Source organism: Frigoribacterium sp. CF331 (assembly GCF_057787905.1).
This window is the reverse complement of the sequence record NZ_CM173545.1, coordinates 475821-488738: the sequence shown is the minus strand read 5'-3', so window position 1 is coordinate 488738 and position 12918 is coordinate 475821. Positions and strand designations below refer to the sequence as shown.

General features: G+C 71.5%; 11 protein-coding genes and 2 tRNA genes. 9 read left to right on the top strand and 4 right to left on the bottom strand.

What is annotated here, in order from left to right:
- Positions 1-123 precede the first annotated feature (123 nt).
- Positions 124-2664 (bottom strand): aminopeptidase N, encoded by a 2541-nt coding sequence (gene pepN, locus AC3CCI_RS02210; RefSeq protein WP_488627974.1) that lies wholly within the window; start codon positions 2662-2664, stop codon positions 124-126.
- Positions 2665-2755: 91 nt separating this feature from the next.
- Between pepN and AC3CCI_RS02205 the strand changes: the two genes are divergently transcribed.
- From AC3CCI_RS02205 to AC3CCI_RS02185, 5 genes are all read left to right on the top strand, one after another.
- Entirely contained in the window at positions 2756-3394 is a 639-nt protein-coding gene (locus tag AC3CCI_RS02205) for a mycothiol-dependent nitroreductase Rv2466c family protein (RefSeq protein ID WP_354593423.1), read from the top strand.
- A gap of 43 nt (positions 3395-3437) precedes the next feature.
- Positions 3438-3923: a ribose-5-phosphate isomerase gene (locus AC3CCI_RS02200; RefSeq protein WP_488627973.1), complete on the top strand. Its 486-nt coding sequence runs from the start codon at positions 3438-3440 to the stop codon at positions 3921-3923.
- Between the two features lie 130 nt (positions 3924-4053).
- On the top strand, positions 4054-5028 hold the full coding sequence (locus AC3CCI_RS02195; protein WP_354593421.1) for an Fpg/Nei family DNA glycosylase: 975 nt from the start codon (positions 4054-4056) through the stop codon (positions 5026-5028).
- 4 nt (positions 5029-5032) lie between these two features.
- On the top strand, positions 5033-5656 hold the full coding sequence (locus AC3CCI_RS02190; RefSeq protein WP_488627972.1) for an FMN-binding negative transcriptional regulator: 624 nt from the start codon (positions 5033-5035) through the stop codon (positions 5654-5656).
- Positions 5653-7161: an amidohydrolase gene (locus AC3CCI_RS02185; RefSeq protein ID WP_488627971.1), complete on the top strand. Its 1509-nt coding sequence runs from the start codon at positions 5653-5655 to the stop codon at positions 7159-7161. The genes AC3CCI_RS02190 and AC3CCI_RS02185 overlap by 4 nt, the downstream gene beginning before the upstream one ends.
- 69 nt (positions 7162-7230) lie before the next feature.
- Here the strand turns inward: AC3CCI_RS02185 and AC3CCI_RS02180 are convergent, their stop codons facing one another.
- Positions 7231-7719: a Dps family protein gene (locus AC3CCI_RS02180; RefSeq protein WP_354593418.1), complete on the bottom strand. Its 489-nt coding sequence runs from the start codon at positions 7717-7719 to the stop codon at positions 7231-7233.
- Positions 7720-7914: 195 nt separating this feature from the next.
- Between AC3CCI_RS02180 and AC3CCI_RS02175 the strand changes: the two genes are divergently transcribed.
- Positions 7915-9441 carry a sensor histidine kinase gene (locus AC3CCI_RS02175; RefSeq protein WP_488627970.1) on the top strand — a complete coding sequence of 509 codons (1527 nt, stop codon included), beginning with the start codon at positions 7915-7917 and terminating at the stop codon, positions 9439-9441.
- Between the two features lie 28 nt (positions 9442-9469).
- A complete protein-coding gene (locus tag AC3CCI_RS02170; RefSeq protein WP_354593416.1) occupies positions 9470-10138 on the top strand; it encodes a response regulator transcription factor in 669 nt (222 codons plus the stop codon).
- Between the two features lie 79 nt (positions 10139-10217).
- Here AC3CCI_RS02170 and AC3CCI_RS02165 read toward each other — a convergent pair whose 3' ends face one another.
- Positions 10218-10991, bottom strand: a complete 774-nt coding sequence (locus AC3CCI_RS02165) for an SGNH/GDSL hydrolase family protein (RefSeq protein ID WP_488627969.1) — start codon at positions 10989-10991, stop codon at positions 10218-10220.
- A gap of 230 nt (positions 10992-11221) precedes the next feature.
- Positions 11222-11292: transfer RNA gene (locus AC3CCI_RS02160), tRNA-Gly, on the bottom strand.
- A gap of 152 nt (positions 11293-11444) precedes the next feature.
- Between AC3CCI_RS02160 and AC3CCI_RS02155 the strand changes: the two genes are divergently transcribed.
- Positions 11445-11517: transfer RNA gene (locus tag AC3CCI_RS02155), tRNA-Pro, on the top strand.
- Positions 11518-11579: 62 nt separating this feature from the next.
- Complete coding sequence (gene tig, locus AC3CCI_RS02150; protein ID WP_354593414.1) at positions 11580-12902, top strand: trigger factor; 1323 nt, start codon at positions 11580-11582, stop codon at positions 12900-12902.
- The last annotated feature ends 16 nt before the right edge of the window (positions 12903-12918 follow it).

Here is a 12918-nt window from a genome sequence, read left to right as displayed (position 1 = left end):
CATCAAGTGAAGCACGCCTCGGGCGGCGCACCCGTGAGGCGCCTGGACGCACGGACGGCGGACCCTGTGACAGGGCCCGCCGTCCGCACGGTCCGCCGGGTCGACGGGCGACCGGTGCCGCGACTACTGCCGGTCGACCGCCTGCACGCGCAGTGCCCGCTCGACGCCCGCGACGCTCTCGCTGACGATCCGTCGGAGGGCCGGCGTCTCGGGGTTCGCCTCGAGCCACGCGTACGACGCGTCGACCAGGGCCTGGTCGGCGAGGCCGGCCGGGTACAGCCCCGAGACGAGCGTGTCGGCGATGTGGTAGCTGCGCGACTCCCAGATGCCGGTGAGCGACGCGAAGTAGCGCTCGACGAGCGGCTGCAGGACCGCCGGGTCGTTCGTGTGCTGGAACCCGAGCGTGGTCGCCCGGACGATGGCGTTCGGCTGCTCGGCGCTGTCGACGACCGACGCGAAGGCGGCGAGCTTGCCCTCGGTCGTCGGGATGGTCGCGCGCGCGCGTGCGGCCGCCTGGGCGCCGTTCGCCGTGTTGTCGTCGGCGAGCGCGGCGTCGATCTCGGCCTCGCCGGCTCCGCCGACGAGCACGAGGCCCTCGAGCAGCTGCCAGCGCAGGTCGGTGTCGACGGTGAGGCCGTCGAGGACGCGTGATCCGTCGAGCAGGCCGGCCAGCGCCTCCCGGTGCTCGTCGGTCGAGGCGATCGCCGCGAAGAACGTGACGAACTGGAACTGGGCGTCCGACCCGGCCTCGGCGTTCTGGGCGAGCGCCCAGAGGCCGTCGCCGACCTCGGTGACCGTGGAGGCGCGGCGCGCGGGGGCGACGTAGCTGCGGGCGGTCTGCAGCAGCTGCGAGAGCGTCGTGCGGATGGTCGTCGACTCGGTCTCGGTGGCGATGTTGTCGAGCACCAGGCGGACGTAGTCGGACGGCGAGGTCTCGGCGTCGCGCGTGGCGTCCCAGACCGAGCCCCACACCAGGGCGCGGGCGAGCGGGTTCGAGATCTTCGACAGGTGGGCGATCGCCGTGGCGAGCGAGACCTCGTCGAGGCGGATCTTCGCGTAGGCGAGGTCGTCGTCGTTGATCAGCACGAGGTCGCCGCGCGTCAGGCCGACCAGCTCGGGCACCTCGGTGCGCGTGCCGTCGACGTCGATCTCGACGCGGTCGGTGCGCACCAGGGAGTCGCCCTCGAGGGCGTAGAGGCCGATGGCGAGGCGGTGCGGGCGGATGGTGGGGTGGTCGGCGGGTGCCTCCTGCAGCACGGCGAAGGACGTGATGACGCCGTTCTCGTCGACCTCGAGCTCGGGACGCAACGTGTTGACGCCCGCGGTCTCGAGCCACGCCTCGGACCAGCTGGTCAGCTCGCGGCCCGAGGTCGCCTCGAGCTCGACGAGCAGGTCGCTCAGCTCGGTGTTGGAGTGGTGGTGCTTCTTGAAGTACGCCGCGACGCCGGCGTAGAACGCGTCGATGCCGACCCAGGCGACGAGCTGCTTCAGCACCGACCCGCCCTTGGCGTAGGTGATGCCGTCGAAGTTCACCTGGACGTCTTCGAGGTCGGTGATCGTGGCGACGACCGGGTGGGTCGAGGGCAGCTGGTCCTGGCGGTAGGCCCAGCTCTTCTCCATGGCCTGGAAGGTCGTCCACGCCTCGGTCCACTCGGTGGCCTCGGCCGTCGAGATGGTCGACGCCCACTCGGCGAACGACTCGTTGAGCCACAGGTCGTTCCACCACTTCATGGTGACGAGGTCGCCGAACCACATGTGGGCGAGCTCGTGGAGGATCGTGACGACGCGACGCTCCTTGATGGCGTCGGTGACCTTGCTGCGGAAGACGTAGGTCTCGACGAAGGTGACGGCGCCCGCGTTCTCCATCGCACCGGCGTTGAACTCGGGCACGAAGAGCTGGTCGTACTTCTCGAACGGGTACGCGTAGTCGAACTTGTCCTCGTAGTAGGCGAAGCCCTGACGGGTCTTCTCGAAGATGTAGTCGGCGTCGAGGTACTCGGTCAGCGAGCGGCGCGTGAAGATGCCGAGCGGGATGGTGCGGCCGTCGGCGCTGGTGAGGTCGCTGCGGACGACGTCGTACGGGCCCGCCACGATCGCGGTGACGTAGCTCGAGAGCACCGGCGTGGGCGAGAAGGACCAGGTGCCGACCTCGCCGTCGACGACGGGCTCGGGGGTGGTCTGGTTGCTGACGACCTGCCAGCGGGCGGGTGCGGTGACCGTGAACCGGAACGTCGCCTTGAGGTCGGGCTGCTCGAAGACCGCGAAGACGCGGCGGCTGTCGGGCACCTCGAACTGCGAGTAGAGGTAGACCTCGCCGTCGACCGGGTCGACGAAGCGGTGCAGGCCCTCGCCCGTGTTGGTGTACTCGGCGTCGGCGACGACCTCGAGGACGTTCTCGGCCGCCAGGTCGGCGAGCTGGATGCGCACGCCGTCCGACACCTCGTCGACGTCGAGTGCGGTGCCGTTCAGCGTCACCGAGTGGACGGTGCGGGTGAGCGCGTCGATGAAGGTCGAGGCGCCGGGGGTGGCGGTGAAGCGCACGGTGGTCGAGCTGCCGAACACCTCGTCGCCGCGGGTCAGGTCGAGGGCGATCTCGTACGACTGCACGTCGACGACGCTCTTGCGCTCCTGCGCTTCGACGCGGGTGAGGTTCTCTCCGGGCACGCTTGCTCCATCCGTCTGGGGTGAGTGGGGGGACTCGTGGTCCGCTGAGAGCCTAGACCGGCTGTACGACACCGGGGTGTTGACTGTGCGCATGACCGACACCACCGCGCCCGCCCCGGCCCCCGCCTCCCACACCGTCGTCGACTTCTGGTTCGACCCCTCGTGCCCCTGGGCCTGGATGACCAGCCGGTGGGTCGACGAGGTCGCGAGGCACCGGGACCTCGACGTCACGTTCCACGTCATGAGCCTCGCGGTGCTCAACGAGGAGAACGACGTCAGCGACGAGTACAAGGCGAACTTCGCGCGCATGCTGCGGTACACGCGACTCGTCACGGCGGCCGGCGAGCTCCACGGCCAGCAGATCGTGAAGCCCCTCTACGACGCGCTCGGCACCCGCATCCACCACGACGGCGAGAAGGACGGCGACGTCGTGATCGCCGGCGCGGTCGCCGAGGTCGGCCTGCCCGCCGACTTCGCGCGCCACGCCGACACCGACGAGTACGACGCGCAGATGCGCGCGAGCCACTTCGACGGCATCGGGCGCGTCGGCCAGGACGTCGGCACGCCCGTGATCGCCGTCGACGGCGTCGCGTTCTTCGGCCCCGTCATCTCGCCCGCACCGAAGGGCGAGGAGGCGCTGCGCCTGTGGGACGGAGTCGTCGCCGTGGCCTCGTACCCCGGCTTCTTCGAGATCAAGCGCACCCGCACGGTCGGGCCGATCTTCGACTGACCGGGGCACGGGGTCGAGGGCGGCCGGGCTTAAGATCGAGACCATGCGCATCCACGTGGCGACCGATCACGCCGGCCTCGACTTCAGCAAGACCGTCATCCAGCACCTCACCGACGCGGGCCACGACGTGACCGACCACGGTCCGACGAGCTACGAGCCGCTCGACGACTACCCGTCGTTCTGCATCGCGGCGGCGCGTGCCACCGTGCGCGACCAGCGTGCCGGTCACGAGGCGCTGGGCGTCGTCTTCGGCGGGTCGGGCAACGGCGAGCAGATCGCCGCGAACAAGGTCGAGGGCATCCGTGCCGCCCTGGTCTGGAACGACTCGACGGCGAAGCTCGCCCGTCAGCACAACGACGCCAACGTCATCGCCATCGGCGCCCGCCAGCACACCGAGGCCGAGGCCCTGGCCTTCATCGACGCCTTCGTCGCCGAGCCGTTCAGCCACGACGAGCGCCACGTCCGCCGCATCGCGCAGGTCGGCGAGTACGAGACCACGGGCGCCATCGCCGGGCACCCGGTCGACTGATCGCCGGGCACCCGGTCGACTGACGACGTAACGTCGAGAGCGGCGAGACCCCGACCGGGGGCTCGCCGCTCCGTCGTCTCCGCCCCCGCGCGCGAGACCGTCACACCGTCCCACCGAGAGAGGTGCCGCCGTGCCCGAGGGCCATTCCGTCCACCGCATCGCCAACCAGTTCCAGCAGAGCTTCGTCGGCCACCGCGTCGAGGTCAGTTCGCCGCAGGGGCGCTTCGCCGCCGGGGCCGAGAGGCTCGACGGCGCCACGATGGTGGACTCGAAGGCCGTCGGCAAGCAGATGTTCCTCGAGTTCGACAACGGGCTCTGGTTGCACGTGCACCTCGGGCTCTACGGCGCCTGGGACTTCGCCGGCGAGATCGCGACGGGCCACTCGATGGCCGAGTCGCGCACGCGCCGGTCGGCCACCCGGAAGGCCGAGGCCGCCCCCGACGACGACGGCGAGCACTCGATGTCGAGCATCGGCGCCCCCCGCAAGACCAGGGTGCGCATGGCCGAGCAGGAGAAGACCGAGGACGACGTCGAGTCGTTCCCGCCCGACCCCGTCGGTCAGGTGCGCGTCCGCCTGCTCACCGACACCGCCGTGGGCGACCTCCGCGGCCCGACGAAGTGCGAGGTGCTCGACGCGGCCGGCGTCGACCTGGCGATCTCGAAGCTCGGCCCCGACCCCCTCGTCGACTCGCCGAAGAAGGGGGCCGACCGCTTCGTGTCCATCGCGGGCAAGAAGCGCACCCCGATCGGCCTGCTGCTGATGGACCAGAGCGTGGTCAGCGGCATCGGCAACATCTACCGCGCCGAGCTGCTGTTCCGAGCACGGCTCGACCCGCACACCCCCGGCAACCAGGTGCCGGAGGACGTGTTGCGCGCCCTCTACAAGGACTGGACGAAGCTGCTCAAGAGCGGTGTCGAGCTCGGCCAGATGATGACGATGGACGGCCTCACGAAGGCCCAGCACGCCAAGGCCCTGCGCAGTCGGGCCGACCGCCATTGGGTGTACCACCGCGAGGGCCTGCCCTGCCGGGTCTGCGGGACGAACATCGTGATGGAGATGGCCGCGGGTCGCAAGCTCTACTGGTGCCCGACCGACCAGACTTGAGTGCATGCGGCACACCCCCACGTTCGTCCTGTCCGACGTCGACGAGGTCAAGCGGCTGGTCCGTGAGAACCCGTGGGCCACGATCGTCTCGCACACGGCCGCGGGGCTCGGTGCCTCGCACTACCCCGTCGTTCTCGAGGAGGACGCCGCCGACCCCGACGCGATCGTGCTCGTCAGCCACGTCGGCCGCCCCGACGAGCGCTCGCACGAGCTGGGCGAGCACGAGGTCATGGTCATCGTCCAGGGCCCGCACGGTTACGTCTCGCCCGGCTGGTACCCCGCCGAGCAGATCATCCCGACCTGGAACCACGTCACCGCGCACCTCTGGGGCACCCCCGAGATCCTCTCGGACGACGAGAACTTCCGCGTGCTGGGCGAGCTCGTCGACCACTTCGAGCGCGTCATGCCCGAGCCGTCGACGCTCACCCTCGACGAGGCGGGTTCGCGCCGGGTCGCGAAGGGCACCGTCGGCATCCGCCTGCGCGTGACCCGGTTCGACGCCCGCGCCAAGCTCAGCCAGAACAAGGCGCCCGAGGTCGTCGACCGCATCGTCGACGAGCTCGAGCACGGCGAGCACTACGCGCAGCCCGCGCTCGCCGCCGAGATGCGCCGGGTGCGCGACCGATGACGGTCGTCGGCGCCCCCGGAGGCGAGGAGGCGCGGCGCACGCTCCTGCGCGACGTCCGCCTGGTCGGTGGCGGGCCCGCCCCCGTGGACGCCCTGCTCGACGGTGGCCGGGTCGTCGCGCTCGCGTCCGGCCTCGCCCCCGACGGTGCCGAGGTGCACGACCTCGACGGCCGCTGGCTCGCCCCCGGCCTGTGGGACCCGCACGTGCACATGGACCAGTGGGCGCTCGTCCGTCGCCGCCTCGACCTGTCGGGGGCGCGCTCCGCCGCCGAGGCGGCGACGCTCGTGGGGGAGCGGCTGCGGTCCCGACCGGTCGAGGCGGGGTCGACCCTGGTCGGCTACGGCTTCCAGGACGCGCTCTGGCCCGACGCCCCGAGCCGGGCGCTGCTCGACTCGGTGGCCGGCGACGTGCCGGTCGTCCTGGTCAGCAACGACCTGCACTCCGTCTGGCTCGACTCGGCCGCCCTCGCCCGGCACGATCACGCCGACCACCCGACGGGCCTGCTTCGCGAGCAGCCGGCCTTCGACGTCAGCGCCGCGGTGAGCGTCGTCCCCGACGACCTGCTCGACTCGTGGGTCGACGAGGCCGTCGACGCGGCCGCCGCCCGAGGGGTCGTCGGCGTCGTCGACCTCGAGATGACGCTGGGCCTCGACCGCTGGGCGCGACGGGTGGCCGGCGGGACGCGCGGGCTGCGCATCCGTGCCGGGGTGTACCCGCGCGGTCTCGACACCGTCGTCGCCCGGGGCCTGCGAACCGGAGACGTCGTCCCCGGCACCGACGGCCTCGTGACGACGGGGCCGTTCAAGATCATCACCGACGGCTCCCTCGGCACCCGCACCGCGTGGTGCCACGACCCGTACCCCGGGCTCGAGGGCGACCCCGCGGCCCGGGGGCTGCGCATCTACGAGACCGACGAACTCGTCGGGTGGCTGCGCCGCGCCTCCTCGGCCGGGCTGGTGCCGGCCGTGCACGCCATCGGGGACGCCGCCAACGCCCAGGCGCTCGACGCCTTCGAGCAGGTCGGCTGCGGCGGCAGCATCGAGCACGCCCAGCTGCTCGACCTGCGCGACGTCGAACGGTTCGCCCGGCTCGGCATCGTGGCCAGCGTGCAGCCGGAACACGCCATGGACGACCGTGACGTGGCCGACCGCTACTGGGCGGGCCGCACCGGGCGCGCGTACGCCTTCGAGAGCCTGGTCGCGGCCGGCGTCCGGCTGCAGCTCGGGTCGGACGCCCCCGTGGCACCGCTCGACCCGTGGGTGGCGATGGCCGCGGCGATCTCCCGCTCGCGTGACGGGCGCGAGCCGTGGCACCCCGAGCAGCGCGTGGTCGCCTCGGCGGCGCTCGCCGCGTCGACCGGCGGTCGGTCGACGGTCGAGGTGGACTCGGTCGCCGACCTCGTCGTCACCGAGCTCGACCCGCTCGCCGCGTCCGACGTCGAGCTGAGGGGCATGCCCGTCTCGGGCACGCTGCTCGGCGGCCGCTGGACCCACGCCGACCTCTGAGCCGGGGCCCGGACGGCGGAGGCCGCCACCCCGTGCGGGGTGGCGGCCTTCGTCCGTCTGGCGGGTGGCTCAGCCGGCGACGTGCGCGGCGAGGAACCAGCGGTCCTTCTCGAGGCCGCGCGAGATCTCGATGGCGACGTCCTGGCTCGAGGCGTCGAGTTCGCCGAGCTCGTCGATGGCCTCGCGGACGGCGACGAGCGAGGCGTCGATCTGGGCGACCAGCTCGGCGACGGTGACGTCGATCTGGTTGAAGCCGGGCGAGGTCGGGGGGATGACGGTCTTCGCGGCGACGGTCTCGATGCGGCCGTCGACGGGCAGTCCGAGGGCGACGACGCGCTCGGCCGCGAGGTCGGCCCATTCGCGGGCGTGGTCGACGACCACGTCGATGAGTTCGTGGACGGCGACGAACGCGATGCCGCGCACGTGCCAGTGCGCCTGCTTGCCGTTGACCGACAGCGCCGTCATGTCGGTGACGATCTGGCTGAGGAACTGGGCGACGCCGGCGGCGACGTCGGGGTCGACGGAACCCTGGGGGACGGTGCGGGTGATGTCGGTCATGACGTGGTCCTTTCCTAGACGATGGAGGCAACGCTAGACGCCTGTGAGGATTCCGCAAGCAAGCTGAGGCTCGGCTCACCAAGGGCAGGCTCGCCTGATCCGTCGGCTCGGCGGGCCCGGTGGGGGGATAACCCCACCGACGTTCCGGGCGCTGGCACCATGGGGTCGACGCGTCGGGCCGACCAGGCTCGAAGCATGATCCAGGAGACCCCCATCACCGCCGCGAACCCCTACCTCTCACCACCGTCCCGCCCCGGCGGGTACCGACGACGCTGGCGCGAGCTGCCGCGAGAGCTCGGCTACGTCGCGCTCTCGGCCGTCCTCGTCGTCATCGTCTCGGCGGCGGCCTCGCTGTTCCTGCACGCGGTCAACGGATCGAGCGACTCGCTGGGGACGCTCGTGTTCCTCGCCGTCGTCGTGTTCGGCGCCCTCTGGGTCGCCCGCTGGTTCGGCACCTTCGAGGTGCTGCGTCTGCGGTGGGCGAGCGACCGGCCGATCCGACCGGTCGACTGGACGCCGAACACCGCCTGGGGGCGGTCGACGAACCGCTTCGTGCGGGCCGTCTCGGTCTTCGCCAACCCGCACTACTGGCTGTACCTGCTCTACGGGGTCGTGGTCTTCCCGATCGTGGCGGGGTTCAGCACGTTCGTGCTGGTGTCGCTGCTGGCCGGCCCGATCGTGTTCGTCGTCGGGGCGTCCCTGCTCTTCGGCATCGTGCCCTCGATCCAGCCCGGCGACTGGATCTCGTTCGTGGGCAACGGGGCCGGCGTGGCCCTGACGCTCATCGCACTGGCGCTCTTCGCCGGCGTCGTCCTCCTCTACCCGTACGTCGTCCACGCCGCCGTCGTCATGCACCAGGCGATCGCCGCCGCCATGCTCGGCGGGTTCCGCAGTGAACAGCTCGAGGTCGAGCTCGCCGACCGCGAGATCTCGCGCACGGCCGCCCTCTCCGCCGAGGGCACGGCTCTCCGACGCCTCGAGCGCGACATCCACGACGGGCCGCAGCAGCGCCTGGTGCGCCTCCAGATGGACCTCGCCGCGGCCTCCCGGGCCGTCGACGCCGACCCCGAGAAGAGCAGGGCCCTCATCGAGGAGGCGCGGGTGCAGTCGCGCGAGGCCCTCGAGGAGTTGCGCGCCCTGTCCCGCGGCTTCGCGCCTCCGTTGCTCCTCGACCGCGGCCTCGTCGCGGCCCTCGAGTCGCTCGTCGACCGCTCGGTCGTGCCGACGACCCTGCTCGACCGGGTGCCCGCGCACGTGGTCGTGCCGAGCGACATCGAGCGCAACGCCTACTTCATCGCGTCCGAGCTGGTGACGAACACGGGCAAGCACGCCCAGGCGGCGAGTGCCGACCTCGTGCTGCGCACGCGGCAGGCGCCGGACGGCGTCGGCACCCTGCTCGAGCTCGTCGTCACCGACGACGGCCGGGGCGGCGCCGGGCTCCGCGACGGCCACGGTCTCGCCGGCGTGCAAGAGCGCCTCGTGGGGCTCGGCGGGTTCCTCGACATCAGCAGCCCGCAGGGCGGGCCCACCATCGTCACGGTGAGCATCCCGATGGCGGTCGACGTGCCCAGCAGCCTCACGCTGCCCCTGCCGACCGAGCCGCTGCCGCCGTTCTCGGCGACGGCCGTCACCGAGCCGCTGCCCGACGGCCCGCTCGACCCGCCCGCGACGCGTCCGGGCGGTCCACTGGACCCGCCCGCCGGGCCGGCCCCTCGGTCGTAGACCCCCGGCCCGCCCCTAGTCTGGTCGGGTGAGTCTCCAGAGCCCCTCCCGTCAGCCGCTCCGCGTCGTCGTCGCCGACGACTCGGTGCTGCTGCGGGAGGGGCTCGTCCGGTTGCTCGACGAGATCGGGGTCGAGGTCGTCGGGGCGTACGGCGACGCCGACTCGCTGCTGGCCGACCTCGCCGAGGTGCGACCCGACATCGCCGTGCTCGACGTGCGCATGCCCCCGACCCACACCGACGAAGGCGTCCGGGCCGCGATCGAGGCCCGCCGCCGACGACCCGACCTCGGCATCCTGCTGCTGTCGCAGTACGTCGAGGTGGCGTACGCGCGCGACCTGCTCGAGGCCGGCTCGGGCGGGGTCGGTTACCTGCTGAAGGACCGCATCGCCTCGATCGACGAGTTCCGTGACGCGCTCGCGCGGGTCTCCGACGGCGGGACGGTCCTCGACCCCCAGGTCGTGTCGCAGTTGCTCGGTCGACGCAGCGACCCGCTCGCGGCGCTCACCCCGCGCGAGCGCGAGGTGCTGACCCTCATGGCCGAGGGGCGGACGAACGCCGCCATCGCGGCCGAACTGGTGATCGGCACCGGGGCGGTCGAGAAGAACGTGACCTCGATCTTCCAGAAGCTGTTGCTCGAGGACAGCGGCAGCGACCACCGCCGCGTGTTGGCCGTCCTCGCGTTCCTGCAGCGCTGAGCCCGCCGGCGCCGGGTCGACGCACGGGTGCGACCACCGCGCGCCGTCCTCACGACGCCACCCGCGCCTCCTCGGGGCGTCAGCTGCCCGACTGCGAGCCGTCGGCGTCCGGGTCGGTGGGGGAGTCGGCCTGCGGGGCGCCGGCACGCGCGCCCGCGACGTCGAGGACGACGTCGCGCAGTTCGTGGCCGATGGTCTCGTAGCCGGCCGTCGTCGGGTGGATGCCGTCGAGGCTCGTGCCGGGTGCGTAGACCTCGCCGGCCCGGGCGAAGCCCCACGGATCGGTGAACGTCCACCCCTCGTCGACGACGTAGCGCTCGAGTTCGGCCTCGTACCGCGCGGCGGCGGCCGGGTCGCGGTCGTACGGCGGGATGGCCGCGACGACGACGTGCTTCGGTCGGATGGTGTCGACGATCGCGTCGTACGACGCCGCGGACTCGGCGAATCCCAGCCCGAGCCGCACGTCGTTGGTGCCGGACATCAGCACGAGGACGTCGACGTCGGCGACGGGCCGGACGGCGGCGGCCTGTTCTTGCACGGTGGACCCGCCCTTGGCGTAGCCCCCGACGTAGTCGAAGCCGTCGCCCTGCGCGTAGGTCATCCAGGTGTCGGCGGTCAGCCCGTCGCTCAGCAGGCGACCTCCGCCTGCGGTCAACGAGTCGCCGACGACGGCGACGCGCACGCCGCCCGAGGCGGACGCCACGGCCCTGCCGGGTGCGGCGGCGGCCTGCACCGTCGTCGACCCGGACCCGGAGGCGCCGGTCGCGTGGGTCGTGGGGGCGGCGCACCCGGCCGCGAGGGTGGTCACGATCGCACCCGTCAGTGCGATCCGTGCGAGCGTCGCGTGTCTCATACGGTCATCTTGGGCCACGCCGCGTCGCGAGAAATCATCCCGCAGCAGGAGTTCTCGATGAACCCGCCGCGAACCACCTGAGTGCCCCGAGCAGCGCCGGGCGCCCGCGGGAGAGGAGCGGGGCACGTTCGTCCACGGCACCTCCGGCGCCGGACGCCTCCGTGCAAGTAGTGGAGGAGATTCATTCACGGCGCCCTGGCGCCGGACGCCGGAGGCGTCGAACAAACACGAGGGGATGACGGGAATCGAACCCGCGTGATCAGTTTGGAAGACTGAGGCTCTACCATTGAGCTACATCCCCGTGAGCGGCCTGGCCGCGCGGGTGAGACAAGCATAAGGCATCGGTCGAGGTCGCTCCGTCACGGGCCCCCGGCGTCGGCTAGACTCGACGCGGCCTTCACGCACCCGACCTCAACGGGGACCACGTGTGGCGGCCGGTTCCAGGCTGAATCACGGGGCGTAGCGTAGTGGCTAGCGCGTCCGTTTTGGGGGCGGAAGATCGCAGGTTCGAGTCCTGTCGCCCCGACGATCGTCTACCTGCTGTCTCGGATGTGAGATCAGCGCCACCAACACAGGAGAAGCCCCACATTGGTCCAGACCACGGTTGAGAAGCTCAGCCCCACGCGCGTCAAGCTCAACATCGTCGTCACCCCCGACGAGCTCAAGCCCAGCGTCACGCACGCCTACGGTCACATCGCCGAGTCGGTCAACATCCCCGGGTTCCGCAAGGGCAAGGTGCCGCCGCCCATCATCGACCAGCGGGTCGGTCGTGAAGAGGTGCTCAACCACGCCGTCAGCGAGAGCCTCGACAAGTTCTACCGCGAGGCCGTGACCGAGACCGAGATCCGCGTCCTCGGCCGTCCCGAGGCCGACGTGGTCGAGTGGCCGGACGTCAAGGACTTCTCGGGCGACCTGAAGATCGCCGTCGAGGTCGACGTGCGTCCCGACTTCGACCTGCCCGACTACGACGGCCTCGAGTTGACGGTCGACACGGTCGACGTCACCGACGACGAGATCGCCGAAGAGCTCACGAACTTGCGCACCCGTTTCGGCACGCTGGTCACCGTCGACCGTCCGGCCACCTCGGGTGACTTCGCGCAGATCGACCTGACCGCCACCATCGGCGACGACGTCGTCGACACGGCCAAGGGCATCTCGTACGAGCTGGGTTCGGGCGAGCTGATCGAGGGCATCGACGAGGCCCTCGAGTCGCTGACCGCCGGTGAGAGCACCACGTTCGAGTCGAAGCTGCTCGGCGGTGACCGCGAGGGCGAGACCGCCCTCATCGCGGTCGACGTCACGGCCGTCAAGGAGCGCGAGCTGCCCGAGGCCGACGACGACTTCGCCCAGATCGCCAGCCAGTTCGACACCATCGACGAGCTCAAGGGCGACCTGAAAGAGCAGCTCGCCAAGTCGAAGACCTTCGGTCAGGGCGCGCAGGCGCGTGACCAGGTCGTCGAGAAGCTGCTCGAGTCCGTCGAGATCCCCGTCCCCGAGAAGCTCGTCGAGGACGAGGTGCACCGTCACCTCGAGCAGGAGAACCGCCTCGAGGACGACGAGCACCGTGCCGAGGTGAAGGAGAGCAGCGAGAAGGCCTTCCGCAACCAGATCCTCCTCGACGCCATCGCCGAGAAAGAGGCCGTCAAGGTCGAGCAGGACGAACTGACGCAGTACCTGATCCAGGGCGCAGCGCAGTACGGCATGGAGCCCGGCGAGTTCATCAAGGTCCTCGACCAGAACGGCCAGATCCCCGCCATGGTCGGCGAGGTCGCCCGCAGCAAGGCCCTCGCGGTCGTGCTCAGCAAGGCGAAGGTCGTCGACGGCGAGGGCGCCCCGGTCGACCTGTCCGCCTTCACCGCCACCGCGGGCGTCGGTGACGACGACGACCACGAGGGTCACGACCACGCGTAGTCGACGGGGTCGGGTC